The sequence below is a fragment of the Tardibacter chloracetimidivorans genome (assembly GCF_001890385.1).
GTDB classification, from domain to species: Bacteria; Pseudomonadota; Alphaproteobacteria; order Sphingomonadales; family Sphingomonadaceae; genus Tardibacter; species Tardibacter chloracetimidivorans.
The window spans coordinates 315,063-341,151 of the sequence record NZ_CP018221.1 but is presented as its reverse complement, the minus strand read 5'-3'; the positions used below and the strand labels follow the sequence as shown (position 1 = coordinate 341,151).

Below are 26,089 nucleotides of genomic sequence, written 5' to 3'. Positions count from 1 at the left end.
CGGCTTGGCAAGCCGGGACAAGGCTCCTAAAAGCCGCACCAGTTTTCATTCGCACCTGCGAGATGTTCCTTGCCGCTCGACCTGTCGCAATATCTGCCGATCCTCTTGTTTCTGGGCATAGCGATTCTTATGTCCGGCGTGTTCGTCGGGTTGCCTGTGCTGATCGCCACGCTGACCGGGGCGCAAAATCCCTATCCGGACAAGCTCACCGAATATGAGTGCGGCTTTCCGGCGTTCGAGGACGCGCGGCGTCAGTTCGACGTGCGGTTCTATCTGGTCTCGATCCTGTTCATCATCTTCGATCTGGAGGCGGCCTTTCTGTTTCCATGGGCCGTTTCGCTGGGGGTGATCGGATTGGCCGGATGGGCCGCGATGATGGTCTTCCTGATCGACCTGACGGTTGGCTTTATCTACGCCTGGAAAAGAGGAGCGCTGGAATGGGAGTGACCTTGCCCCAAGGCCATGCCCCGGAAAATCCGTCGGTCACGCCGCCGCCGGGCACCGCGCCCGACGCCGATTATTTCAAGGCGCTTCAGGCGGAGGTGAGCGACAAGGGCTTTCTCGTCACCTCGACCGAAGACCTGTTCAACTGGGCGCGCACCGGCTCGCTGTGGTGGATGACCTTCGGCCTGGCTTGCTGCGCGGTGGAGATGATCCAGGTCAACATGCCGCGCTATGACCTGGAGCGTTTCGGCGCTGCGCCGCGCGCGAGTCCGCGCCAGTCGGACGTGATGATCGTCGCGGGTACGCTTTGCAACAAGATGGCCCCGGCGCTGCGCCGCGTCTACGACCAGATGTCGGAGCCGCGCTACGTCATCTCGATGGGAAGCTGCGCCAATGGCGGCGGCTATTATCACTACAGCTATTCGGTGGTGCGCGGCTGCGACCGGATCGTTCCGGTTGACGTCTATGTGCCGGGCTGCCCGCCCACCGCCGAGGCGCTGCTTTACGGAATCATGACGCTCCAGCGCAAAATCCGCCGCGTCGGGACGTTCGAGAGATGAGCAGTCCTGCGCCCCGCATGGCGTCCAATGAAGGCGTGATCGATGCCGTGAAGGCGGCGATCGGCGACGCATTTGTCGACGCCAGGGATTCGGTCGACGAAATCTCGGTCACAGTGGTCCGCGAGAAGCTGGCCGACGCGATGATCGCGCTGCGCGATACGCCCGGTCTTGAATATCAGCAACTGATGGAGATCGCGGGCGTCGATTATCCGGAACGGCCGGAGCGGTTCGAGGTCTGCTACCATCTGCTGTCACTGACCAGGAACCGCCGCATTCGGGTGCGCATTTCGACCGACGAGGATACGCCTGTGCCTTCGCTCACGGGCATCTGGCCGGTCGCCAACTGGCTGGAGCGCGAAGTCTACGACATGTACGGCGTGCTGTTCGAGAACCATCCCGACCTGCGTCGCATACTGACCGACTATGGCTTTCAGGGCCACCCGCAGCGCAGGGACTTCCCGCTGACGGGCTATGTCGAGCTGCGCTATTCCGAAGAGCACAAGCGCGTGGTCTACGAGCCGGTGAAGCTGGCGCAGGATTTCCGCAGCTTTGACTTCCTTAGCCCTTGGGAAGGCGCGAAATATGTGCTGCCCGGTGACGAAAAGGCGAAGCCGGAGGCCCCTGGAGCGCCGTCGCCGGTTGATGCGGATGGCAAAAAATAATGGCCGATACACTGGATAAATTCATCACCCCGGAGTCGGGTGAGGTCGATATCGCCAATTATATGGTGAACTTCGGCCCGCAGCACCCGGCCGCGCATGGCGTGCTGCGCATGGTGCTGGAAATGGACGGAGAGATCGTCGAGCGGGTCGATCCGCACATCGGCCTCCTCCATCGCGGCACCGAAAAGCTGATCGAGTACAAGACCTATCTTCAGGCGCTGCCCTATTTCGACCGGCTCGATTACGTCAGCCCGATGTGCATGGAGCACTCCTATGTGCTGGCCATCGAAAAGCTGCTCGACCTCGAAGTGCCGCTGCGGGCGCAATATATCCGCGTGATGTTCGCGGAGATCACCCGCGTCCTGAACCACTGCCTCAACATCGGCTCGCACGTCATGGACGTGGGGGCGATGACCCCGAATATCTGGGTGTTCGAGGAACGCGAAAAGGCGATGTCGCTGTATGAGCGCGCATCGGGCGCGCGGATGCACGCCGCCTATTTCCGTCCCGGCGGCGTTCATCAGGACCTGCCGGTGGCGCTGTTGAATGACATTGGCGACTGGGCGGACAATTTCGGCAAGGTGTTCGAGGACGCGATGTCGCTGGTCATCGACAACCGCATCTTCAAGCAGCGCAATGTCGACATTGCCAAGGTGTCAAAGGAAGACGCGATCAAATGGGGCTTTTCCGGCCCGATGATCCGCGGTTCGGGCATCGCCTGGGATATCCGCAAAAGCCAGCCCTATGACGTGTACGACCGCATGGACTTCGACGTTCCCGTCGGCACCAGCGGCGATTGCTACGACCGCTTCATGGTGCGGGTGGAGGAATGCCGCCAGTCGATCCGCATCATCAAGCAGTGCCTGCGCGACATGCCGGACGGGCCGATCGCCTCGCTGGACCGCAAGGTGGTGCCGCCCAAGCGCGGCGAGATGAAGCAGTCGATGGAAGCGCTGATCCATCACTTCAAGCTCTACACCGAAGGCTTTCACGTGCCCGCCGGCGAGGTTTACGTGGCGACCGAAAGCCCCAAGGGCGAATTCGGCGTCTATCTGGTGTCGGACGGCACCAACAAGCCCTATCGCTGCAAGATCAGGCCGACGGCGTTCAGCCACCTTCAGGCGATGGACATGATGACGAGGGGCCACATGCTGGCCGATGCGACCGCCATATTGGGCGCGATCGACGTGGTGTTCGGGGAGTGCGACCGGTGAGCGAGGCTGCCCATATTCCCGATGAGGCGGAAGTCCGCGCACGCTGGGGCGATTTCCGCTGGACTCCGGAAAACGCCGACAAGGTGAAGGCCATCATCGCCCGCTATCCGGCGGGGCGGCAGCAATCGGCCGTGATGCCGTTGCTGGACCTGGCGCAGCGGCAGGTGGGGGTAGAGACGAACACGCAGGGCTGGCTGCCGGTGCCGGTGATCGAGTTCATCGCAGAGCAGCTCGGCATGCCTTATATCCGCGCGTTCGAGGTCGCGACCTTCTACACCATGTACAATCTGGCGCCCGTCGGCCGCTATCATGTGCAGGTTTGCGGGACGACGCCCTGCATGCTGCGCGGCTCCGACGATGTGTTCCGCGCCTGCTCCGACAAGGGGCTGAGGAAGGGCGCGACGACGGCGGACGGCCTGTTCACGCTGACCGAGGTCGAATGCATGGGCAATTGCGCCAATGCACCGATGATCCAGGTCAACGACGACAATTTCGAAGACCTGAGCTACGAGACGACGACCACGATCCTTGAAGCGCTTGCAAGGGGCGAACGGCCGAAGCCCGGCCCGCAGATCGACCGTCAGTTCTCGGCTCCGGTCGGCGGCCCGACCACGTTGAAGGAGTTCATGGCGTGACGAACTCTCCATTCACGTTCGTCCCGAGCGAAGTCGATACGAACGGTCTTGTTGTGGTGAACGCCGATGCTTGAGGACAAGGACCGCATCTTCACCAACCTGTACGGCTATCAGGATTGGGGCATCGAAGGCGCGATGAAGCGCGGCGACTGGGACAACACCAAGGCGCTGCTCGACTTCGGCCAGGATGAAATCATCGAGCGGATCAAGGCATCCGGCCTGCGCGGGCGCGGCGGCGCTGGGTTCCCGACCGGCCTCAAATGGAGCTTCATGCCCAAGGAGCCGCAGCCGGGCCGCCCGAGCTTTCTCGTCATCAACGCCGACGAGTCGGAGCCGGGGTCGTGCAAGGACCGCGAGATCATTCGCCACGATCCGCACAAGCTGATCGAGGGCGCGCTGGTCGCCGGTTTCGCCATGCGCGCGCGGGCCGCCTATATCTACATTCGCGGCGAGTTCATCCGCGAGGCGGAGACGCTCTTCGCCGCCGTCGCCCAGGCCTATGAAAAGGGCTTCATCGGCAAGAACGCCTGCGGCTCGGGCTATGATTTCGACGTCTTCGTCCATCGCGGCGCGGGCGCCTATATCTGCGGCGAGGAGACCGCCCAGATCGAAAGCCTGGAGGGCAAGAAGGGCCAGCCTCGCCTGAAGCCGCCGTTCCCGGCAGGAGTCGGCCTTTACGGTTGCCCGACCACGGTCAACAATGTCGAATCGATCGCGGTCGCTCCCACCATCCTGAGGCGCGGGGCGGCGTGGTTCTCCTCCATCGGGCGGGAGAACAACAAGGGCACCAAGCTCTTCCAGATTTCAGGTCATGTGAACGCGCCCTGCGTGGTGGAAGAGGCGATGGGCATTCCGTTCCGCGAGCTGATCGACAAGCATGCGGGCGGCATTCGCGGCGGCTGGGACAATCTGCTTGCGGTCATCCCCGGCGGATCGTCGGTGCCGCTGGTGCCCGCCGCCGAGATCATGGACGCGCCGATGGATTTCGACGGGCTGAAGACGCTTGGCAGCGGCCTTGGCACCGCCGCCGTCATCGTCATGGACAAGTCCACCGACATCGTCCGCGCGATCAGCCGGATCAGCTATTTCTACAAGCATGAAAGCTGCGGCCAGTGCACGCCCTGCCGCGAGGGCACGGGCTGGATGTGGCGGGTGATGGAGCGGCTTCGCACCGGCGACGCCCAGCTTCACGAGATCGACCTGCTTGAGGAAGTGACCCGGCAGGTGGAAGGCCACACCATCTGCGCGCTTGGCGACGCGGCGGCCTGGCCGATCCAGGGCCTCATCCGCCACTTCCGCCCGGAAATCGAGCGGCGCATCAACGAGCGCAGCGGCGCTGCCCCTATGATGGAGGCGGCGGAGTGACGTTCCTGGGCAAGCCATTTGATGCAGTGTTCATGGGTTCCCGCCTAGGCAGGAATGACGTGGTGATTGACGATGCCTAAGCTGACCGTAGACGGGATAGAGGTCGAAGTCCCCGCCGGCGCGACGGTGCTGCAGGCGTGCGAGGCGGCGGGCAAGGAAATCCCGCGTTTTTGCTATCATGAGCGGCTGTCGATCGCCGGCAACTGCCGCATGTGCCTGGTCGAAGTCGCTCCCGGGCCGCCCAAGCCGCAGGCGAGTTGCGCGCTTCCTGCAGCCGACGGCCAGACCATCACCACCACATCGGAAAAGGTGAAGAAGGCGCGGGAAGGGGTGATGGAGTTCCTCCTCATCAACCACCCGCTCGATTGCCCGATCTGCGATCAGGGCGGCGAATGCGACCTTCAGGACCAGTCGCTTGCCTATGGACGCGGCCACACCCGCTTTCACGAGAACAAGCGGGCCGTGACCGAGAAATACATGGGCCCCATCGTCAAGACGGCGATGACCCGCTGCATCCAGTGCACCCGCTGCGTTCGCTTTGCCGAGGAAGTCGGCGGCGTGGAGGACATCGGCGCGATCTATCGCGGCGAGAACATGCAGATCACCACCTATCTGGAACATGCCATCCAGTCGGAGCTTTCCGGCAATGTGGTGGACCTGTGCCCGGTGGGTGCGCTCACGTCCAAACCCTATGCGTTCGAGGCGCGGCCGTGGGAGCTGACCAAGACGCCGGGCATCGACGTGATGGACGCGGTCGGGACCAATGTGCGCTTCGATGCGCGCGGCCGTCAGGTGCTGCGTGTGCTGCCGCGCATCAACGAGGACGTGAACGAGGAATGGGCGCACGACAAGACGCGCCACGCCGTCGACGGCCTCGTCCGGTCGCGGCTCGACCAGCCCTATGTGCGGGTGAAGGGCAGGCTCCAGCCCGCAAGCTGGGCCGATGCATTCGCCGCCATCGCAAAAAAGCTGAAGGGCGTCGGCAAGGACGAGGTTGCTGCAGTGGCGGGCGACCTGGTGGAGGTGGAAAGCCTCTATGCCGCGAAGAAACTGATTGCAGCGCTTGGCTCGTCACTGGTGGAAGGCCGCCAGAACGGGCTTGGCTATGACACGTCCAGCCTGTCGGCGCTTCGCTCCAACACCGGTATCGCGGGGCTGGAGCGGGCGGACGTGATCCTGCTTGCAGGCACGAATCTTCGCTGGGAAGCGTCGCTGCTGAACACGCGCGTGCGCAAAGCGATCCGGCGCGGCAAGGCGAAGGTCTTCGCGATCGGGCGGGAAGTGGACCTGACCTACAAGGCGACATGGCTCGGCAACGACCTGGGCCTTCTCGCCAGCCTCCCCGCCGAAGCCGCCGATGCGCTGAAAAATGCCGAACAGCCTGTGCTGCTGGTTGGCGAGACGGTACTTGGCGCAGAGGGCGGGTTCGCCGCCGCGCTGAAGCTGGCGGCCGATCTCAAACTCGTGCGAGACGACTGGAACGGCTTCAACATCGTCCACACCGCCGCAAGCCGCATGGGCGCGCTGATGCTTGGCTTTGCAACGCCGGGCGGCCTGCCCGCAATTGCCGCCAAGGCGGAAAGCCTTAAGGCGCTGTTCGTGCTTGGCGCGGACGAGGCCGATCTTTCGGCATTCGAGGGCACGTTCAAGATCTATGTCGGCCATCATGGGGATCGCGCAGCGCACAGCGCCGATGTGATTCTGCCGGGGGCGGCCTATACCGAAAAGCCCGGAACCTGGGTGAACCTTGAAGGCCGTGTCCAGTTCAGCGAGCGCGCCGTCTTCCCGCCCGGAGACGCGCGGGAAGACTGGACGATCTTCCGCGCGCTGTCCGAAGTGCTTGGCGCAAAGCTGCCGTTCGACAGCCCCGGCCAGCTTCGCGCTGCAATCGCTGCCGATCATCCGGCGCTTGCCGAAGAAGGGGTGCAGCCGCTCGACTGGTCGCCGCCCAAGCTCGATGGCGCCGCGCCAAAGGGCGAAATCCGCTATCCGATCGAGGATTTCTACCTCACCAACGCCGTTTGCAGGGCAAGCTACACCATGGAGCGCTGCTCGGCCGAGATCATCCACAAGCAGCCGATGCTGGAGGCCGCCGAATGACGCCGTGGTTCCAGAATCTGCTGGGCGAGGGGTTTGGCTGGTTCGTCGCGACGACGATCCTGATCCTGCTGATCGTCCTGCCGCTGCTGTTGGCCGTTGCCTTTTCGGTCTATGCCGACCGCAAGATCTGGGCCGCGATGCAGATGCGGCGCGGGCCAAACGTCGTCGGACCCTGGGGCCTGCTCCAGAGCTTCGCCGACGGCGCAAAGCTGTTCCTCAAGGAAACGATCATCCCGTCGGGCGCGAACCGCGTCATCTTCCTCATTGCGCCGATGATCACCTTCAGCCTTGCCCTGGTGGGCTGGGCGGTCATCCCGTTCGATGCGGGCGTGGTGCTGGCCGACATCAATATCGGCGTGCTCTATCTGTTCGCCATCTCCTCGCTTGGCGTTTACGGCATCATCATGTCGGGCTGGGCGTCCAACTCGAAATATCCGTTTCTGGCCGCCCTGCGCTCCGCCGCGCAGATGGTGAGCTATGAGGTGTCGATCGGCTTCGTCATCGTATGCGTGGTGATGTGGGCGTCGAGCTTCAACCTGTCGGAGATCGTGACAAGCCAGGTCGGCTACGCCTTTGGCCTGCTGAACGGCAATGTCTTCAATCCGCTGCTGTTTCCGATGGCGGTGGTGTTCTTCATCTCGGCCCTTGCCGAGACGAACCGCCCGCCGTTCGACCTTGCCGAGGCGGAGTCGGAGCTGGTCGCCGGCTACCAGACCGAATATTCATCCATGGCGTTCGCGCTGTTCTTCCTCGGCGAATACGCCAACATCCTGCTGATGTGCGCGATGACTGCGATACTGTTCTTCGGCGGCTGGCTGCCCCCGGTGAACTGGGAACCGCTCTATGCAGTGCCGGGCTTCATCTGGCTGCTCCTCAAGATCGCGTTCTTCTTCTTCGTCTTCGCCTGGGTGAAGGCGACGGTGCCGAGGTATCGCTATGACCAGCTCATGCGTCTGGGCTGGAAGGTGTTCCTGCCGCTGTCGCTTGCGTGGGTTGTCCTTGTCTCCGGGTGGCTGATGCTGACCCGCTATAAGGTGCTCGGATCATGAGTGTCGCGTCTGTCGTCAAATCCTTCTTTCTCATAGAGTTTGTGAAGGCGCACTGGCTGACCTTGAAGTATTTCTTCAAGCCCAAGGCGACGATCAACTACCCCTATGAGAAGAACCCGGTGTCCCCCCGTTTCCGGGGCGAGCATGCGCTGCGCCGCTATCCCAACGGGGAGGAGCGCTGCATCGCGTGCAAGCTGTGCGAAGCCGTGTGCCCCGCGCTGGCGATAACGATCGAAGCCGAACCGCGCGAGGACGGCAGCCGCCGCACCACGCGCTACGACATCGACATGACCAAGTGCATCTACTGCGGCTTCTGCCAGGAAGCCTGCCCGGTGGATGCGATCGTCGAGGGGCCAAACTTCGAATTTGCCACCGAGACCCGCGAGGAACTGATCTACGACAAGGACAAGCTGCTGGCGAACGGCGATCGATGGGAGCGGGCGATTGCGCAGAACCTTGCCGCCGACGCCCCCTATCGTTAAGCGCCACAGCCGAGTGAGCGGGGAACGTCGCAAGTGATCCAGGCCATAGCCTTTTATCTGTTCGCGGGCATTGTCATCGCATCGGGCGCGCTGACCATCCTCGCCCGCAATCCGGTGCATTCGGTGCTGTGGTTGATTCTCGCCTTCTTCAACGCCGCCGGGTTGTTCCTGCTGCTGGGGGCGGAGTTTCTGGCGGCGCTGCTGGTGATCGTCTATGTCGGCGCGGTCGCGGTGCTTTTCCTCTTCGTCGTGATGATGCTGGATATCGATTTCAGCGAGCTGCGCGCCGGTTTCGCGCGCTATCTGCCGTTCAGCCTGCTGCTGGCCGCCGTGCTGGGCGCCGAGCTGATCTTCGCTGTCGGCGCATGGAACGCCGGGCTGATAGAACCGGCCGCGCGCGCCGCCGTGCCCAGCCCGCATATGAGCAATACCGAGGCGCTGGGTTCGGTGATCTACACCCGCTACGCCTATGTGTTCGAGGCAGCCGGCCTGGTGCTGCTCGTCGCGATGATCGGCGCGATCGTGCTGACGCACCGCCAACGGGGCGGCGTGCGGCGGCAGAACATCGGCAAGCAGGTCGCGCGCCGTCCGGAAGACGCGGTGCGGCTTGAAAAGCCGGAAACGGGGCAGGGGGTTACGCTGTGACGATCGGACTGGGCCATTATCTGGCCGTCGGCGCGATCCTGTTCGTGCTTGGCGTGCTGGGCATCTTCATCAACCGCAAGAACGTCATCATCATCCTGATGTCGATCGAGCTGATCCTGCTGTCGGTGAACATCAACCTCGTCGCCTTTTCCAGCTATCTGGGCGATCTCGTGGGCCAGGTGTTCGCGATGTTCGTGCTGACGGTGGCGGCGGGCGAGGCCGCCATCGGCCTTGCAATCCTTGTCGCCTATTTCCGCAACCGTGGGACCATCGCGGTTGAAGATATCAACATGATGAAGGGCTGACCGCCCAATGATCCAGGCACTCGTCTTCCTGCCGCTTGTCGCGGCGCTTATCGCCGGGCTGGGCAATCGCGCGATCGGCAATGTTCCCGCCAAGCTGCTGACCACCGGCGCGCTGTTCATCTCCTGCGCGCTGGCCTGGGGCATCTTCCTGCCGATGATGGGGGGGCAGACGCAGCCCTATGTCGCGCATGTGCTGGACTTCATTCATTCGGGCGACCTTAATGTCGCCTGGTCGCTGCGCGTGGACATGCTTACGGCGGTGATGCTGGTGGTGGTCACCACCGTGTCCGCGCTCGTCCATCTCTATAGCTGGGGCTATATGGCCGAAGATCCGGACCAGCCCCGCTTCTTCGCCTATCTCTCGCTGTTCACCTTCGCGATGCTGATGCTGGTGACGGCGGACAATCTCGTCCAGATGTTCTTCGGCTGGGAAGGCGTGGGGCTCGCCTCCTATCTGCTGATCGGCTTCTGGTATCACAAGCCCAGCGCCAATGCGGCGGCGATCAAGGCGTTCGTCGTCAACCGCGTCGGCGATTTCGGCTTTTCGCTGGGCATCTTCGGCACCTTCCTGGTGTTCGGCACCGTATCGATCCCGGCCATTCTCGCAGCCGCGCCGGACATGGCGGGCTCGACCATCGGCTTTCTGGGCATGCGGATGGACACGATGACGCTGCTCTGCCTGCTGCTGTTCATCGGCGCGATGGGCAAATCGGCGCAGCTTGGGCTCCACACCTGGCTGCCGGACGCGATGGAAGGCCCCACACCAGTGTCGGCGCTGATCCATGCGGCGACGATGGTGACGGCAGGCGTGTTCATGGTCTGCCGCCTGTCGCCGATGTTCGAGACGAGCGTGACCGCGACCAACGTCGTCATCTATGTCGGGGCGGCGACCGCTCTGTTCGCCGCGACGGTGGGCACGGTGCAGAACGACATCAAGCGCGTGATCGCCTATTCCACCTGCTCGCAGCTTGGCTACATGTTCTTCGCGGCGGGCGTCGGCGCATATAGCGCAGCGATGTTCCACCTGTTCACCCACGCCTTCTTCAAGGCGCTGCTGTTCCTGGGCGCAGGCTCGGTCATCCACGCGATGCATCACGAGCAGGACATGCGCTTTTACGGCGGGCTTCGCAGGCACATTCCGCTCACCTTCTGGGCGATGACGGCGGGCACGCTCGCCATCACCGGCGTCGGCGTCATTGGCGTGTTCGGCTTTGCCGGCTTCTATTCGAAGGACGCGATCATCGAGGCGGCCTTCGCGGCGGGCGGGCAGGCGGGATATGCCGCCTTTGCGGTTGGTGTGTTCGCGGCGCTCCTTACCAGCTTCTACTCATGGCGACTGGTGTTCCTGACCTTCTTCGGCCAGCCGCGCTGGGCGGCGTCGGAGCATATCCAGCACGCGGTCCATGGCGATCATCACGATCACCCCGACGCCGAGGACGCGGGCCAGGAGACGGAAGCGCACAGCCACGGCCATCATGTCCATCCAGCCAAGGGAACGGCGGGCTATCATCCGCACGAAAGCCCGTGGACGATGCTCGTTCCGCTGGGCGTGCTGGCGCTTGGCGCGGTGTTTGCCGGCTTCATCTTCCACCACGGCTTCATTGACGTGGAGGGGAACTTCTGGAACGGCTCGATCGCATTCGACGCGCATCTGATGCACGCGATGCACGAGGTGCCCTTGTGGGTGAAGCTTTCGCCCGCTGCCGTGATGCTGCTGGGCCTGTTCCTGGCCTGGAACAGCTATATCCGCAATCCGGCGCTGCCGGGCGCGTTCGTCGCGCAGTTCCGGGGGCTTTACGCCTTCCTGCTGAACAAATGGTATTTCGACGAGCTGTACAACGTGCTGTTCGTGCGGCCGGCGCTCGCCATCGGCCGGTTCTTCTGGAAGAAGGGCGACGTCGGCACGATCGACCGCTTCGGCCCCGACGGCATGGCCGCCGTGGTGGCGGGCGGCAGCGTCGCGGCCCGGCGGCTCCAGACCGGCTATGTCTATACCTATGCGCTGGTGATGCTGCTTGGCATTGCCGCTGCCGCAACCTGGGCGATGGTACGATAAAGATATGAACGCGCTCGGCTTTCCGATCCTCTCCGTCCTGCTTGCGGTGCCGCTGGCCGCAGCGCTGTGGATATTGTTCGCACCCGGCAGCGAAGCAGGCCGTGCACAGAATGCGCGGGTGATCGCGCTTGGCGCGACGCTGATCGACTTTGCGCTGGGCATTCTGCTGTGGCTCAACTTCGACAGCAGCACCGCCGCCTTCCAGTTTCAGGAAGACGTGCCGCTGTTCGCGCCCTGGTTCTCGTGGAAGCTCGGGATAGACGGCATTGCGCTGATGCTGATCCAGCTCAGCGTTTTTCTGATGCCGATCTGCATCCTCGCCTCGTGGCGCTCCATCGAGAGGCGCGTGCCTGAATATATGGCCGCCTTCCTGCTGATGGAAACGCTGATGCTGGGCGTGTTCGCGGCGCAGGATCTCTTCCTGTTCTACATCTTCTTCGAGGCCGGCCTCATCCCGATGTATCTCATCATCGGCATCTGGGGCGGCGCGCGGCGCATCTACGCCAGCTACAAGTTCTTCCTCTATACGCTGCTCGGCTCGGTGCTGATGCTGATCGCGATGCTGTGGATGGTGAACCAGGCGGGCACCACCGACATCCCGACGCTGATGGGCCATGATTTCCCGGTCGGCGCGCAGACATGGCTGTGGCTTGCGTTCTTCGCATCGTTCGCGGTCAAGATGCCGATGTGGCCGGTCCATACCTGGCTGCCCGACGCGCATGTCGAAGCGCCGACCGCAGGCTCGGTGATCCTGGCGGGCGTGCTGCTGAAGCTGGGCGGCTATGGCTTCATCCGCTTTTCGCTGCCGATGTTCCCGGAAGCCTCGGCGCAACTCGTCTGGCTGGTCTATGGCCTGTCGATGGTCGCGGTGGTCTATACCTCGCTCGTCGCGCTCGTGCAGACCGACATGAAGAAGCTGATTGCCTATTCGTCCGTCGCGCACATGGCGTTCGTCACCATCGGCCTGTTCGCCTTCAACACCCAGGGCATCGAAGGCGCGATGATCGTGATGCTCAGCCACGGGCTGGTGTCGGGCGCGCTGTTCCTTTGCGTGGGCGTGATCTACGACCGGCTGCACACCCGAGAGATCGCCCGCTATGGCGGCCTTTCCGACAATATGCCGCGCTATGCGCTGCTGTTTCTGCTGTTCACCATGGCCTCCGTCGGCCTGCCGGGGACCAGCGGCTTCGTCGGCGAGTTCCTGGTGCTGCTGGGTGCTTATGAGGCGCATAGCTGGGTGGCGTTTGTGGCCACCACCGGCATCATCCTTGGCGCGGCCTATATGCTCTACCTCTATCGCCGCATCGCCTATGGCAAGCTCGACAAGCCCGATGTCGCGGCGATGCCCGATCTGTCGGCGCGCGAACTCTGGCTGCTTGCGCCGATCGCGGCGGTGGTGCTGTGGATGGGCGTCTACCCCGAAAGCTTCCTGAAGCCGATGCGGGTGTCGATCGCCAGCCTTGTCGAACGTGTCGAGGGCGCAGCGCCCGAGGGCGACGCCCATCTCGCCGCCGGTGAGCCCGCACCTGCCGCCGCCCAATCAGCCGAGGCCCATCACTGATGCAATCGTTCACCCAATCCCTCGCGCTTTCGCTGCCCGAAGCCATTCTGGCGGTGGGCGCGCTCGTCCTGCTGCTGATCGGCGCGTTTCGTGGCGACCGTTCGCTGGGGCTGCTGAGCTGGCTGTGCGTCGGCCTTTATGCAGCGGCGGGGCTGGCGCTGCTGGGGCCTGAGGGCGTGGGCTATGACGGGCTTTATGTGGCCGACGGCTTTTCCACCTTTCTGAAGGCGCTGATCTTCCTGTCGGCAGCGGCCGCGACCATATTGGCGCTGCCCTATATGAAGCGCAGCCACTCCGCGCGCTTTGAATATCCGGTGCTGCTGCTGCTTGGTGCGACCGGCATGGGCATGATGGTGTCGGCCAGCGACATGCTGTCGCTCTATGTCGGGCTGGAGCTGCAATCGCTTGCCGCCTATGTGCTTGCCGCCTTCCATCGCGGCGAGGTGCGTTCGTCCGAGGCGGGCCTCAAATATTTCGTCCTCGGCGCGCTTGCGTCGGGCGTGCTGCTTTACGGCGTGTCGCTGGTCTATGGGTTTACCGGCACGACGTCCTTCCAGGGCATCGCATCCGCAGTCGCGGCCGAGGGACGCTCGGTGGGCGTGCTGTTCGGCCTCACCTTTGTGCTGGCGGGTCTTGCGTTCAAGATTTCGGCCGTGCCGTTCCACATGTGGACGCCCGATGTCTATGAGGGCGCGCCGACCCCGGTAGCGACCTTCTTCGCCACCGCGCCGAAGGTGGCCGCGATGGGCCTTTTCGTGCGCGTCGCGGTAGAGGCGTTCGGCGGTGCGGTCGCCGACTGGCGGCAGATCGTGATCTTCTCCTCGCTTGCATCCATCGTGCTTGGCGCGGTGGGCGCGATCGGCCAGTCCAGCATCAAGCGGCTGCTCGCCTATTCGTCGATCAACAACATCGGTTTCGCGCTGATCGGCCTTGCCGCCGCCTCGCCCGAGGGTGTGGCCGCCGTGCTGTTCTACATGACGGTCTATGTCGCTATGACGATGGGATCGTTCATCTGCGTGCTCCAGATGCGTGATCTCGACGGTCGGCCGGTGGAGACGATCGCCTCGCTTTCCGGCCTGTCGCGCACGCGGCCGGGGCTGGCGGCGGCGCTGGCGGTGTTCATGTTCTCGCTGGCCGGTATCCCGCCGCTGTTCGGCTTCTGGCCGAAGTTCCTTGTCTTCAACGCAGCCGTCGCGGCCGATCTTGTGCCGCTGGCGGTGATCGGCATCGCCGCCTCGGTCATCGGCGCCTTCTATTATCTGAAGGTGGTGAAGACGATGTACTTCGACGAGCCCGCCGAAGCCTATGGACCGGCAGACAGCCGCATCAACATGGCGATGGTGGCGGCAACTGGGCTGTTCGTCTCCCCGCTGGGTTATCTGGCGATCCCGCTTCTGTCGGCGGCGACCGCCAACGCGGCGAGGGCGCTGTTCTGACCGGGGACACGCGCTTTCGGGCCTTTGCCGAGCTTGGCTCGACCAACGACTGGCTGGCCGACGCTGCCCGCCAGGGTGCTCCCGAAGGGCAATGGGTCCGCGCGGACCGGCAGACGGGAGGGCGCGGACGCAGGGGGCGGACCTGGGTGTCGGAGCCGGGCAATCTTTATGCAAGCACGCTCATCCGCTTGCGCGAAGACGATCCGCCAGCCCAGGAGCTTGGCTTCGTCGCGGCACTTGCCCTTCACCGGGCGCTTTCCGCCTGGGTCGCGTCGGCAAGGCTATCGCTCAAATGGCCCAACGACCTGCTGATGGACGGCGCGAAGCTGAGCGGCATTCTGCTGGAGCGGGAAGGCGACGCGGTGATCGCGGGTTTCGGCGTCAATCTCGCGCATCATCCGGGGAATGTCGAACGCCCGGCTATATCACTTTCCGCCGCCGGGATCGCAGCGCCATCCCCGGACTCCCTGATGCAGGCGCTGGCGGAGTGCTGGGAAAAGGAAGTCGCCGGCTGGCGGTCGCAGGGCTTTGCCACCGTGCGCGAAGCCTGGATGGCGCGGGCGCACGCGCCGGGCACGCTGCTCGCCGCCCGTTTGGCCAATGGCGAAGACTGTCAGGGGCGCTATGATGGCCTGGATGCCGATGGGGCGTTGCTGCTGCGGATGACGGACGGTTCGGTTCGTGTCATCCATGCAGGCGATGTCTTCCAGCTCTAACGCGGGCGAGGCGATCATGAGGGACAGGGCCGATGCTGCTCGCGATTGATGCCGGAAACACCAATGTCGTCTTCGCGCTGGTTGAAGGCGACGAGATCCGCCAGCGCTGGCGGATCGCGACCGACCCGCGCCGCACCGGCGACGAATATGCCGTCTGGCTGTTCCAGCTGCTTGAAATCGCCGGGCTGGACCGGAGCGTCATCGACGCCGTAGTGATCGCGACGGTGGTGCCGCGCGCGCTCCACAATCTGGAGGTGCTGGCCAGCAAATATTTCGGGCAGCAGCCCGTCATCGTTGGCACGCCCGGCGTCGACCTGGGCATGCGGATCGATCTGCCCGCGCCGGAGGAAGTGGGCGCGGACCGCATCGTCAACGCGCTTGCCGCGCACCATCTCTATGGCGGCGATCTGGTGGTCGTCGATTTCGGCACGGCGACGACATTCGACGTGGTCGATTTCGCAGGGGCCTATAAGGGTGGAATCATCGCGCCGGGAATCAACCTGTCGCTCGATGCGCTGGCGGCGGCCGCCGCCCGGTTGCCGAAGATCGTCATAGAAGCGCCGGAACAGGGCCAGCCGGTGATCGGCCGCACCACGGTGGACGCGATGCACAGCGGCGTCTATTGGGGCTATATCGGCCTGATCGAAGGGCTGATCGGCCGCATCCGCGCGGAAGTGGGGCGGCCCGCCAAGGTCGTCGCCACCGGAGGCCTCGCGCTTCTGTTCGAAAAGCACACCGCCATCTTCGATCATGTCGATGGCGATCTCACAATCAAGGGGCTGGCGCTGATCCATCGGCGCAATACCTCCAGCTAAGAGTTTGCAAATCATGGTTCCTGGTGACGAGCTGATCTTCCTGCCGCTCGGCGGGTCGGGCGAGATCGGAATGAACGTCAATCTATACGGTTGTCGCGGCAAGTGGCTGATGGTGGATCTGGGCCTTACATTCGGTGATCCGACCGTGCCGGGCATCGATCTGGTTTTGCCCGATCTCGCCTTCATAGAGGAACGGCGCAACGACCTGCTGGGCGTGGTGCTGACCCATGGCCATGAAGATCACATCGGCGCGATTCCCTATCTGGTGGAGGATCTGGGCGATGTGCCGCTTTACGCCACGCCCTTCACGGCCTCTCTCATCCGGTCCAAGCTGGAGGAAGAGGGCATCGCCAACCGGGTGAAGCTGAACATCATCGAGCTTGGCGGGACTGTGAACCTGGGGCCGTTCTCGTGCCGCTATGTCGCGCTTGCCCATTCGATTCCGGAGGGCAATGCGCTGTTGATCGACACGCCCTTCGGCAAGGTGTTCCACACCGGTGACTGGAAGCTGGACGAGGATCCGGTGCTCGGCTCCCCCTCCACCGCCGCGGAGTTGACCGCCATCGGCGCGGAAGGCGTGCTTGCGGTGATCGGCGACTCCACCAACGTCTTCAATCCCGAGGCGTCCGGATCGGAGAGCGATGTGCGCGCCGATCTGGACCAGATCATCGCGGATGCGCCGGGCCGGGTGGTGGTGACCACCTTTGCGTCGAACGCGGCCCGCCTTCACACGCTGGGCCAGGTCGCCCGCGACACCGGTCGCGAGCTTGCGATCGCCGGTCGTTCGCTGGAGCGGATCACGAAGGCGGCAAAAAGCGTCGGCTACCTCACCGACTTTCCCGAAACGATCGACTTCGACACGGCGATGAACCTGCCGCGCGATCAGGTGATGATCATCGCGACCGGCGGGCAGGGGGAGCCGATGGCCGCGCTTGGCCGGATTGCGGGCAACAACCATCCGATCAAGCTGACGGCGGGCGATACGGTCGTCTTTTCGTCAAAGCAGATACCGGGCAATGAAATCGCCATCGGGCGCATCCAGAACCAGCTGGCCGAGGCGGGCGTGCAGATGGTGACGGACCGCCAGGCCCTGATCCATGTGTCGGGCCATCCGGGCCGTCCGGAGCTTGCCGCCATGTACGGCTGGCTGAAGCCGCATATCGTCGTGCCGGTGCATGGCGAGATGCGGCATATGGTGGAACATGCCCGTCTTGCGCTGGCGCAGGGCGTCCCGGAAACGGTGGTGCCGAAGAACGGTTCCGTGATCCGTCTCGCGCCAGGCGCTCCCCAGGTGATCAGCCATGAGAAGGTGGGTCGACTGGTGCTGGACGGCGACGTCATCCTGCCCGCCGATGGTGCGACGATCAACGCCCGCCGCCGCATTTCCGTGCACGGCTATATGGCGGTCACGGTCGTGCTTGGCCGCAACGGCAAACTGGCGGCCGCCCCCGTGGTGACGGCGCAAGGCGTCCCCGTGGAGGAGGATCGGGACGCCTTTCTTGAGGAAGTGCGCGAGAAACTCGCCGCTACCGTCAAATCCGATGGCGACAAGAGCGACGACAGGTTCCGCGAGGCGTTGCGCCTTGCCGCCCGCCGCACCGCCACCGCATGGACCGGCAAGAAGCCGATCATGGAAGTCAGCATCGTCAGGCTGGACTGACCGCCGATGAAGCTCACCTCCATCCTCGCCATCTACGCGCTGTTCTGGACGCTGTCGCTGTTCGTCATCCTGCCGATCGGGGTGAAAACCAGCGAGGAGATGGGGGAAGAGCGCGGCAAGGGCCATGCGGACAGCGCACCCCATCGGCACGATCTGAAACGCAAGGTCGTGTGGACGACGCTGCTGGCGAGCGCGCTGTTCGCGGTGTTCTACGCCAATTACGTCTACGGCTGGGTGACGCTCGGCACATTTCCGGTTCCCGAGCCGGCAGGGTTCAACACGGCCGATTGACCATGCCGATCGGCAAGGGGAGCTGTCAGTTCGCCCGCAGCCGCTCGATCGCCTGGGCGAGCGCCACATAAAGCTTGCCCACGTCGGAAGAAAGCATCGCCACCGCCATGGGGCCGCCGTCACGCTCGGCCAGGACGCGGCGGATCACCGCCTCGAAATCGTGGATATAGCGGTTCACCTGGTCGCGGAACTCGGGCTCTTCCTCATAATGCCGCAGGATGGCCTTGGCTTCGCCGCTGTCCAGCAGGCGGACGGCGCGCCGCGCGAAGACGCTGCGATCGCCCTTCAGATAGGCGGCCCAAGTCGTGTCCGTCACCTCGTTCGACATGATCTTGGCGATGTCGATCGCGGTGGAATTGAGCGATTCGATGAGCAGGGCGGAACGGCGGGAAAACTCCTCCTTGTTCTGTTCTTCGACCTGCGTGTTCACCTCGGCGATGCGCGCCTCGACGCTGGCGGTGGTGTCGGCGATCGTCAGCATCTGCCGCGCTAGCCGCTCGGCCGCGCCCTGCGCCGCCGCCACAGCTTCCTCGCTCGCGGTCTTGAGGTCGGCGAGCCGCGACACGACCGCTTCATCAAGCACGGACTTCAGGCTTTCCTCGTTCGAGCGCGCGAAGGCAGCCTGCGCCTCTTCGGCGACGCCAGCGAACACAGCGCGCGCGTGATCGGCAGCCTGGCTGGCAGCCTCGCGGGCGCGGCCGATCGCCTCGATCAGCGTCGACGCCGCCTTGAAGCCGACATCCTCGGATTCGCTTTCTATCGCGGTCAGGCGGCTGCGGCTCTCCTCCAGCCCGGCCGTGAGCGCGGCCAGTCGCTCCGCCGCGCCAGCGACGCCGCTGTCGAGCACGCCGAGGCTGTCGCGGGAGACGTCCCGCATCGCGTCGGCGGCGCTGCGCAACTGCATGAGCCTTGCGTCGACCTCGGCAATCTCGGCCTGCGCGTCGGCAAGCGCCGCGCGCGTCTGTGCGGCCACATCATTGGCGGCGACCAGATTCTGCGGAAGACTGCCGTTCGCGATCTCGTTCACCTCCCCAAGCGTCGTCCGCATCTGGCCTATGCGCTCGATCAGGCGACTGGTTCCGGTATCGCTTTCGGATAGCGGCTGCGAGATGCTGTTCAGCGCCTCCTTCAGCTGCGAGACCGACACGCCGAGTTGTTCGGTCTGCACGACGCCCGCGTCGCCCAGCGCCGCAACCTGGGCCTCCACCTCGGCCAGCCCGGTGCTCAGATGGGAGATCATCGTCCGGACGCGGCTGTCCTGTTCGTCGACAAGCCGCTCAAGTCCGGCGAACTGGACGGAAAGCTGCTCGACATTCCCCGCCAGCTTCCGCGACGCCTCGTCGCCGATCTCCGCCAGGGTGAGCCTTGCCGATTCCACCGCGCCAAGCATTGCTTCGGACTGCAGATTGACGCTGTTGCGCGTTGCTTCCACGGCCTCGGCGGTGCGGACGAGTGCACTGTCGACATTCTCGTTCAGCCGGGCGGTCAGCGTTTCGATCTGGTTGCCGGTCCGTTCGGTGGCCAGCTCGATCTGCGTCACCTGCGTGGTGATGCGCTGCGTCGCGATCGCCGACGCTTCCTGTGCCGCACTTGATTCCTGAGCAAGCCGGCTCAATCCGACTTCCAGATCGCCGGCCTGGGTGCGCGCCTCGCTTCCCAGCGTCCGAATGGTTTCGCCGACCGAGCGAGCCAGCGTCTCCACCCGGGGAAGATCGGCAATGACGACGCCCATGTCGGCCTTGGCCTGGGCGGCGCTCTGATCCAGCGCCTCGGCCACTTTCAGCAGCCTGTCCGTCTCGCCGGAAAGATGGCCCGTGGTCTGGCTCATCTGTTGCGAAAAGCCGTCGCCTGCGGCCAGAAGCTTCTGCGCCTGCTGATCCACCTCTGCCCGGCGTCCCGCAATTTCATTGTGCATGGTGGCAAGCGCGGTGCGCAGGCTGTCGATCTCGGCATGCATGGAGGAACTGGCGTTGTCGAACAGCGCCTGGGCATGGCCGACAAGCAATGCGCCGCGCGCCGCGTCGATCCTGAGCCCCACCATCACAGCAACACCGATCAGCGCCAGCGGCCCGCAGACGGCAGCGATGACGGCCGCCCATTCGACCAGGTCAAGGCGGCTTGCCGGGCTGTCGAAATTCAGCAGGTAGAGCGCCGCCGTGGCCAGCGCCAGCCACAGAAAGCCGGCCACCGCGCCAAGCTTCAATATGGTGCCGGTCAACGACCGTGGCGGCGGCAAATGAAGGGTGCTTCGCCCATAGCCGGAGTTGTAATCATCCGCATCCATCTCCCTCAGGCTATGAATGTCGACGGGTGCGCTGCCTTGCGCGTTGCGCCCGAGTGCTTGTTTTCCAGCCCCGCTCATATAGAATGTTTACCATCATTGGTGCGACATTCCAGCCCATTTGGCCGAATTATCATGCGGTTCCACGCAAGATTTCAGTCGCGAACCCGATTTTCGGCCCATCTGTGCCAGAAAATCGCGAGGATAGCGACCAGGGTCAGCGGCCCGATCTGGAACCACCAGAACAGGCGCGGATCGCCCGCGACGGCCGCCAGAAAGACGGTGAACGCCCGCGCATTGGAGCTTAACAGCGACATCAGCTTCATCGGCGGCCGCGCCGCTTCGCGGTAATGACGGGCAAGCCCCGGAGGATCGGCGCTGGCGGCCATTCGCCTGTCGAAAGGGGCGGCCCAGCGGTCCAGCGCGTGAAAGACCTTGTCGTAAAGGCCCACTCCGGTGACTTGCGGTTTGATACGGTCGGGAGCCCCGACGCCCGCCCTGATCCGCCGGTGATAGCGCGCCCGCTCGCTTTCATAGAGGCTTGACTGAATTGCGTGGAACAAGCCCGCGACGGCGGCGAGCCAGGCCCATGAGGCAAAGCCCAGCGAAAACGCCAGCGAGACATAGATGCAGATGAACACGCCGTGGTCGCATATGCCGTCCAGCACCCGGCCCGCAGCGCTGCTGGTGCCGGTGGCGCGGGCGATCATCCCGTCGAGGCCGTCCGCCACCAGCCAGCCGAGCGAAAGCAGCAGGCCTGCCGCAGCCCAGAGCGGGTTTTGCCAGTGAAAATAGGCGAGGGCGGAGGCAATCCCCAGCAGCAACCCCGCGATCGACACCATATTGGCAGAAACGCCACGCCTCAGCGCCCAGCCCAGCCCTGCGCGCGAGAGCGGGTGGATAAGCCACAGATTGCTGACGGACTCGATCGCGGGATCGCGGGAGCCATCGGATGCCAGTGCAGTCATCATCACCGCTTTTTCTTCCCCGCGGGCCATGACAGATCAAGTCAATGCTTGGCAATCCTCATCAGAGGCGACTAGGAAGTCGCTCATTCTTTCCATCTGGGCAAGGAGGCGGCGTTGCCGCTGACGGCGCTTCTGTTCGCACATCATGAAATGCCGGAAAATCGGACCCCCGCCGGGCTCCTTCCGCTTGCCGGATGGACCGTGGTGGAACGGCAGGCGCGCCTCGCCGCGCGCGCAGGCGCTGAACATCTCGTGATCTGCGCCGACCGCGCCTCGCCCGAGCTGAATTCTGCGCTCGCCCGGCTTCGCGGCGAGGGGATCAATCCCGAAATCGCACGCAACGTCGCAGAGGCGGGAGATCTGATCCAGCCTGACTGCATGGTCGTGGTGTTCGCCGAAGGGCTGGTCTGCGACGACCGGCTGCTGACGCGGCTGGTCGAGGAATCGGGCGCACCGGTGCTGATGGTGCGCGAGGATGACGGCGACGAGGGGTTCGAGCGGATTGATGCAACCGCCCGCTGGGCGGGCCTGGCGCTGCTTCCCGGAACGATGGTTCGAGAGGTGTCGCGCCGCTTCGGCGATTGGGACCTGCAATCCACGCTGCTGCGCACCGCCGTGCAGTCGGGGGCTGCGCGCATGCCCTGGGACGACGTTCCCCTTTACGTGCCCAACCGCCGGCGCGAAGTGCCGCTGGTGCTTGAGATGCCGCGCAACCGGGCAGAGTCGGCGGCGTGCGGCGATGCGCTGCTCGCACAGGCGCAGAAGGGCTGCCTGGACTGGCCGGCGCGCTTCATCCATCCGCCCATCGAGAACATGATGGTCCGGCTTTTGCTGCCGACGCCGATCACGCCCAATATGGTTACGCTGATAACGGCGGTCGTGGGTTTTGCCTCGATTGCCGCATTTGCGACGGGCTGGCTCTGGACAGGGCTGCTCCTGATGCTGTTCCTTGGTCCGCTGGATGGCGTGGACGGAAAGCTGGCGCGCACGCGGCTGCAATATTCGCGCTGGGGGGATCTGGAGCATGTCGCCGACAAGATCGTCGAATATGGGGCCTTCATCGCGCTTGGCGGCTATTTATCCAGCACGGCGGGCCATTACGGGCCGTGGGTGCTTGCCGGGATCACCATCGCCTTTGCGCTTGCCGAAGCCGTGCAGGGCGAGTTCTTCAACCGTTATACCGGGCGTCAGCTCGACGATGCGGGCGTCTGGCAGCGCCGTGTCCGGCTGGTCGCCGGAAGGCGGAACACCTTCTTTTGGCTGCTCGTTCCCTTCGCCGTGTTCGGCGCGTGGGAATCGGGCTTTATTGCAATCGCCGTTTACAGCGCCGTGACATTTTTTATTGCGCAGGGATTCTTCTTTTCCACTATGCGCAGCTATGCGCTAGAGCACCTGCCGCCTGTCGCGGAAAATTTCAGGAAGTCCAGATACGCGTTCCTGCCAAAGCAGGAACGACCCGTTAACTAAAAAGCGTGTCACGGTCTGACGTGTGGTGAATGGAAATCGGTTCATGGGAATAAAGGTAGCAATCGTCGGTGTCGGCAACTGTGCCAGTTCGCTCGTTCAGGGCGTCGCGCACTATTCCAATGGCGGGGCAAACGAAGCTATCGGCCTCATCCACTGGGATATGGCCGGATACCGGCCGCGCGATATCGATATCGTCGCGGCGTGGGACGTCGACAGGCGCAAGGTCGGCAAGGACGTGTCCGAGGCGATTTTCGCCCGTCCGAACTGCACGACTGTGTTTTGCGACCATGTTCCGCCCACCGGAACCACCGTGCTGATGGGCCGCATCCTTGATGGCGTGGCCGACCATATGGAGGATTATCCGATCGACCGCACGTTCGACGTCGCGGACGCTCCGGAACCCGACAGGGCGGAGGTCGTGCGCGTGCTGAGGGAAAGCGGGGCCGAGGTTCTGATGAACTATCTGCCGGTCGGAAGCCAGGAAGCGACCGAGTTTTACGCGGAATGCGCGCTGGAGGCTGGCGTCGCATTCGTGAACAACATCCCCGTCTTCATCGCCAGCGATCCGGTATGGGCGAAGCGTTTCACCGAGGCCGGCGTTCCGATCATCGGCGACGACATCAAGGCGCAGCTTGGCGCGACGATCGTCCACCGGGTGCTGACCGACCTGTTCAACAAGCGCGGCGTGCGTCTGGACCGGACCTATCAGCTCAACACCGGCGGCAACACCGACTTCCTCAACATGACCAACCGCAAGCGGCTGGCGTCGAAGAAAAAGTCAAAGACGGAGGCCGTGCAATCGGTCGCCGAACAGCGGCTGGAGGACGAGAATATCCATGTCGGCCCATCCGACTATGTCGCATGGCAGAACGACAACAAGGTCTGCTTCCTGCGAATGGAAGGCCGTATGTTCGGCGGCGTGCCGCTGAACCTGGAACTTCGCCTGTCGGTGGAAGACAGCCCCAATTCTGCCGGAGTGGCGATCGATATGATCCGCTGCGCCAAGATTGCCCGCGACCGGGGCCTTGGCGGACCGATCCTCGCGCCCGCCGCCTATTTCTGCAAGCATCCGCCTGAACAAATGCCCGACGACAAGGCGTTCAACGCGGTCGAAGCGTTCATCGCCGACGCCGCCGCGTGATCCGGACTGCGATCCTGCTGGCGGCCGGAGAGGGAAGCCGGCTTCGGGAGGCAGGCCCTTCCAAGCCACTTTGCCCGGTGGGCGGCGTGGCCCTGCTGGACCATGCGCTGAAAGGGCTGGCCCAGGCGGGGCTTGGCCGCGCGATCGTGGTGACCGGCTATAGGGCGGATGACGTCGAGGCGCATCTGGCGGGGCGGAACACGCCCCTCCCGGTCGAAACGGTCCGGACGCCCGACTGGCGCTTGCCGAACGGCGTGTCCGCCCGTGCCGCGAGCGCTCTTGTGGGCGGCCAGCCCGCGCTGCTCGCCATGTGCGACCATCTGGTCGATCCGGCGCTCTACCGGCGCATGGCGGAAGCGGGGGCGGGGCAGGGGCTGCGCCTTGGTGTCGACCGCCGCCTCGGGCATCCGTGGATCGACCCGGACGACGTCACCTGCGTGGAGACGGACGGCACGCGCATCGTCGCGATCGGCAAGGGTATCGAGCCGCATAATGCTTATGACACCGGCGTTTTCGCAGTGACGACGCCGTTCTTCGACGTGCTGGAGCGTCTGGAATCGCCGTCCATCAGCATGGCGGTTGACGTTCTTGCGGAATATCGCCGCGCGGAAACGGTCGATTGCAGCGATCTTGACTGGATCGACGTTGACGATCCACGGGCGATGGCGCAGGCCGCTGCGTGGCTTTCAGGTCAGGATCAGGCCGGCCAGGGTCATGCCGTACTGAGAAAAGCCGGTTAAAAAGGGGGTTTAGATGCGTTGGTCCTTGTTGATGGCGGCCGCCATGCTGTCTGTTTCCGCGCCCGCTCTGGCAGGTCCGTGGATCGAGCCCGGCGACGTCCAGGTGCGCGAGGATGTGGAGCGGTTGAAGGCCGCGCGGATCATCAACGGCCCGACCAATGCCTGGCCCTTGCCCTGGGCCGTCATGTCCGACCTCGCCCGCGCGGCGGACGACGCACAGCTTCCGCCTGATCTGCGCGCCGCCGCGCAAAGGCTGCAGCGCGTCGCCGAACTTGCCGACCAGCCGAATGGCGGCGAAGCGACCGTGACCTATACCGACCGTCCGGCGCTGATTCGCGACTTCGGCGCAGGCGCGCGCGAGGATTTTGACGGCGAACTGCGCGTGACCCAGCAGCTCGGCAACCTCTACATCAGCCTGGGCGGCGGCTATCGGCGACATCAGCTTGGGAACGACTGGCATCTGGACCAGACCTACGCCGCCTACAAGCTGGGCAACTGGGCGGTCTATGGCGGGTTCGTGGAGCATTGGTGGGGGCCGGGCAACAGCGGTTCGCTGCTTTTCTCCACCTCGGCCCGGCCATTCCCCAAGATCGGTTTCAAGCGGCTGGCGGCGCATCCCATCGACTTTCCGGTGCTGCGCTGGCTCGGGCCGTGGCGGTTCGACATGTTCGTGGGCGACCTTGGCAACCGGCGCGATTTCGACAATGCTAAGGTGATCGCAATGCGCTTTGATTTCGCGCCCGCGCCGGGCCTCGAAATCGGTCTCAACCGTGCGCTTCAGCTGTGCGGCGATAACCGGCCTTGCGGGTTCAACACCATCGGCAAGGCGCTGACCGGGTTCGGTAATGCCGACAACACGGGCACCCCGAACGAGCCGGGCAACCAGATCGCCGGGTTCGACCTGAGCTACACCACCCGCATCGGCCCCGTCACTGCGCGCCTTTATGGCGAGATGGAGGCGGAGGATGAGGACAACATCATCATCGACAAGTTCGCGCGCATGGCGGGTGCGAAATTCTCCGGCCCGCTGGGCGGCGGCGGCGCAAGCTGGGAACTGGGCGGCGAATGGACCGACACCTATGCATGGGAACTGACGACCGGCGATCGCAAACCGGGCATCGTCTATCGCAACTTCATCTATTTCGACGGCTTCACCTACCGCGACCAGCCGATCGGAAATTCGGTCGACACCGACTCGGAACTGCTGAGCTTTGACGCGGCAGTCACCGACACCGCCAACCGGCGCTATTACGGGTCGTTCCGCAAGGCGAAGCTCAACATCACCGCGCGCGCGGATCACCGGCTTTCGGCCAATCCCGAGAATATCAGCATCGGCACGCTTGGCGTCATGGTGCCAACGCAATTCGGCGATCTGCGACTGGAAGGCCGCTATATGAACGACTTGCCAGGCACGCCGGGGCGTTCACCCAACGCCATCGATTTCGAGGCAAGCTGGCGCACCCGCTTCTAGCTCTTGAGAGGGCGCACCGGGCCAT

At 64.1% G+C, this 26,089-nt stretch carries 23 protein-coding genes and 1 pseudogene; 22 read left to right on the top strand and 2 right to left on the bottom strand.

Annotation, left to right across the window (positions count from 1 at the left end; translation table 11 throughout):
• The first annotated feature begins 129 nt into the window (after window positions 1–129).
• The 18 genes and pseudogenes from ndhC (at window position 130) to BSL82_RS01720 (ending at window position 17,996) form a co-directional block, all read left to right on the top strand.
• Window positions 130–447: an NADH-quinone oxidoreductase subunit A gene (ndhC, locus tag BSL82_RS01805; protein ID WP_072598545.1), complete on the top strand. Its 318-nt coding sequence runs from the start codon at window positions 130–132 to the stop codon at window positions 445–447.
• Window positions 438–1,004, top strand: a complete 567-nt coding sequence (locus BSL82_RS01800) for a NuoB/complex I 20 kDa subunit family protein (RefSeq protein ID WP_072595767.1) — start codon at window positions 438–440, stop codon at window positions 1,002–1,004. The genes ndhC and BSL82_RS01800 overlap by 10 nt, the downstream gene beginning before the upstream one ends.
• Window positions 1,001–1,651: pseudogene (locus BSL82_RS01795) on the top strand (NADH-quinone oxidoreductase subunit C); the annotation flags it as partial. The gene BSL82_RS01800 and the pseudogene BSL82_RS01795, both read left to right, overlap by 4 nt.
• 14 nt (window positions 1,652–1,665) lie before the next feature.
• Window positions 1,666–2,880 (top strand): NADH-quinone oxidoreductase subunit D, encoded by a 1,215-nt coding sequence (locus tag BSL82_RS01790; RefSeq protein ID WP_072595765.1) that lies wholly within the window; start codon window positions 1,666–1,668, stop codon window positions 2,878–2,880.
• A complete protein-coding gene (locus tag BSL82_RS01785; protein ID WP_072595764.1) occupies window positions 2,877–3,515 on the top strand; it encodes a complex I 24 kDa subunit family protein in 639 nt (212 codons plus the stop codon). Before BSL82_RS01790 ends, BSL82_RS01785 begins: the two co-directional genes overlap by 4 nt.
• Before the next feature lie 66 nt (window positions 3,516–3,581).
• Window positions 3,582–4,880 (top strand): NADH-quinone oxidoreductase subunit NuoF, encoded by a 1,299-nt coding sequence (gene nuoF / locus BSL82_RS01780; protein WP_072595763.1) that lies wholly within the window; start codon window positions 3,582–3,584, stop codon window positions 4,878–4,880.
• Window positions 4,881–4,952: 72 nt separating this feature from the next.
• Entirely contained in the window at window positions 4,953–6,980 is a 2,028-nt protein-coding gene (gene nuoG, locus BSL82_RS01775; RefSeq protein WP_072595762.1) for an NADH-quinone oxidoreductase subunit NuoG, read from the top strand.
• Window positions 6,977–8,029 (top strand): NADH-quinone oxidoreductase subunit NuoH, encoded by a 1,053-nt coding sequence (nuoH, locus tag BSL82_RS01770; RefSeq protein ID WP_072595761.1) that lies wholly within the window; start codon window positions 6,977–6,979, stop codon window positions 8,027–8,029. Before nuoG ends, nuoH begins: the two co-directional genes overlap by 4 nt.
• Window positions 8,026–8,511 carry an NADH-quinone oxidoreductase subunit NuoI gene (gene nuoI, locus BSL82_RS01765; protein WP_072595760.1) on the top strand — a complete coding sequence of 162 codons (486 nt, stop codon included), beginning with the start codon at window positions 8,026–8,028 and terminating at the stop codon, window positions 8,509–8,511. The genes nuoH and nuoI overlap by 4 nt, the downstream gene beginning before the upstream one ends.
• 33 nt (window positions 8,512–8,544) lie before the next feature.
• Entirely contained in the window at window positions 8,545–9,156 is a 612-nt protein-coding gene (locus BSL82_RS01760; RefSeq protein WP_072595759.1) for an NADH-quinone oxidoreductase subunit J, read from the top strand.
• The gene (gene nuoK / locus BSL82_RS01755) at window positions 9,153–9,461 is read left to right on the top strand and encodes an NADH-quinone oxidoreductase subunit NuoK (protein ID WP_072595758.1); all 309 of its coding nucleotides are present in this window, start codon (window positions 9,153–9,155) and stop codon (window positions 9,459–9,461) included. The genes BSL82_RS01760 and nuoK overlap by 4 nt, the downstream gene beginning before the upstream one ends.
• A gap of 7 nt (window positions 9,462–9,468) precedes the next feature.
• Window positions 9,469–11,517, top strand: a complete 2,049-nt coding sequence (gene nuoL / locus BSL82_RS01750) for an NADH-quinone oxidoreductase subunit L (RefSeq protein WP_072595757.1) — start codon at window positions 9,469–9,471, stop codon at window positions 11,515–11,517.
• Window positions 11,518–11,521: 4 nt separating this feature from the next.
• The gene (locus BSL82_RS01745; RefSeq protein WP_072595756.1) at window positions 11,522–13,078 is read left to right on the top strand and encodes an NADH-quinone oxidoreductase subunit M; all 1,557 of its coding nucleotides are present in this window, start codon (window positions 11,522–11,524) and stop codon (window positions 13,076–13,078) included.
• Window positions 13,078–14,514, top strand: a complete 1,437-nt coding sequence (gene nuoN, locus BSL82_RS01740; protein WP_072595755.1) for an NADH-quinone oxidoreductase subunit NuoN — start codon at window positions 13,078–13,080, stop codon at window positions 14,512–14,514. Before BSL82_RS01745 ends, nuoN begins: the two co-directional genes overlap by 1 nt.
• Window positions 14,511–15,230 (top strand): biotin--[acetyl-CoA-carboxylase] ligase, encoded by a 720-nt coding sequence (locus BSL82_RS01735; protein WP_072595754.1) that lies wholly within the window; start codon window positions 14,511–14,513, stop codon window positions 15,228–15,230. The genes nuoN and BSL82_RS01735 overlap by 4 nt, the downstream gene beginning before the upstream one ends.
• A 32-nt stretch (window positions 15,231–15,262) precedes the next feature.
• Window positions 15,263–16,045 carry a type III pantothenate kinase gene (locus BSL82_RS01730; protein WP_072595753.1) on the top strand — a complete coding sequence of 261 codons (783 nt, stop codon included), beginning with the start codon at window positions 15,263–15,265 and terminating at the stop codon, window positions 16,043–16,045.
• Between the two features lie 13 nt (window positions 16,046–16,058).
• Window positions 16,059–17,705, top strand: a complete 1,647-nt coding sequence (locus BSL82_RS01725) for a ribonuclease J (RefSeq protein ID WP_072595752.1) — start codon at window positions 16,059–16,061, stop codon at window positions 17,703–17,705.
• A 6-nt stretch (window positions 17,706–17,711) separates the two neighbouring features.
• Entirely contained in the window at window positions 17,712–17,996 is a 285-nt protein-coding gene (locus tag BSL82_RS01720; protein ID WP_072595751.1) for a DUF1467 family protein, read from the top strand.
• A 25-nt stretch (window positions 17,997–18,021) separates the two neighbouring features.
• Here the strand turns inward: BSL82_RS01720 and BSL82_RS01715 are convergent, their stop codons facing one another.
• Both BSL82_RS01715 and BSL82_RS01710 read right to left on the bottom strand, forming a co-directional pair.
• On the bottom strand, window positions 18,022–20,280 hold the full coding sequence (locus BSL82_RS01715; protein ID WP_072595750.1) for a coiled-coil domain-containing protein: 2,259 nt from the start codon (window positions 20,278–20,280) through the stop codon (window positions 18,022–18,024).
• A gap of 152 nt (window positions 20,281–20,432) precedes the next feature.
• Window positions 20,433–21,275 carry a CDP-alcohol phosphatidyltransferase family protein gene (locus BSL82_RS01710; protein WP_158010605.1) on the bottom strand — a complete coding sequence of 281 codons (843 nt, stop codon included), beginning with the start codon at window positions 21,273–21,275 and terminating at the stop codon, window positions 20,433–20,435.
• A gap of 84 nt (window positions 21,276–21,359) precedes the next feature.
• On the opposite strand from BSL82_RS01710, the gene BSL82_RS01705 reads away from it, so the two are divergent.
• The 4 genes from BSL82_RS01705 to BSL82_RS01690 are packed head-to-tail and all read left to right on the top strand — an operon-like array spanning window position 21,360 to window position 26,064.
• Window positions 21,360–22,712, top strand: a complete 1,353-nt coding sequence (locus tag BSL82_RS01705; RefSeq protein ID WP_072595749.1) for a CDP-alcohol phosphatidyltransferase family protein — start codon at window positions 21,360–21,362, stop codon at window positions 22,710–22,712.
• Window positions 22,713–22,755: 43 nt separating this feature from the next.
• Window positions 22,756–23,853, top strand: coding sequence for an inositol-3-phosphate synthase (locus BSL82_RS01700; RefSeq protein ID WP_072595748.1), 1,098 nt, complete (start codon window positions 22,756–22,758; stop codon window positions 23,851–23,853).
• Window positions 23,850–24,593 carry a phosphocholine cytidylyltransferase family protein gene (locus BSL82_RS01695; protein WP_072595747.1) on the top strand — a complete coding sequence of 248 codons (744 nt, stop codon included), beginning with the start codon at window positions 23,850–23,852 and terminating at the stop codon, window positions 24,591–24,593. Before BSL82_RS01700 ends, BSL82_RS01695 begins: the two co-directional genes overlap by 4 nt.
• Window positions 24,594–24,606: 13 nt before the next feature.
• The gene (locus BSL82_RS01690; RefSeq protein WP_072595746.1) at window positions 24,607–26,064 is read left to right on the top strand and encodes a capsule assembly Wzi family protein; all 1,458 of its coding nucleotides are present in this window, start codon (window positions 24,607–24,609) and stop codon (window positions 26,062–26,064) included.
• Window positions 26,065–26,089 lie beyond the last annotated feature (25 nt).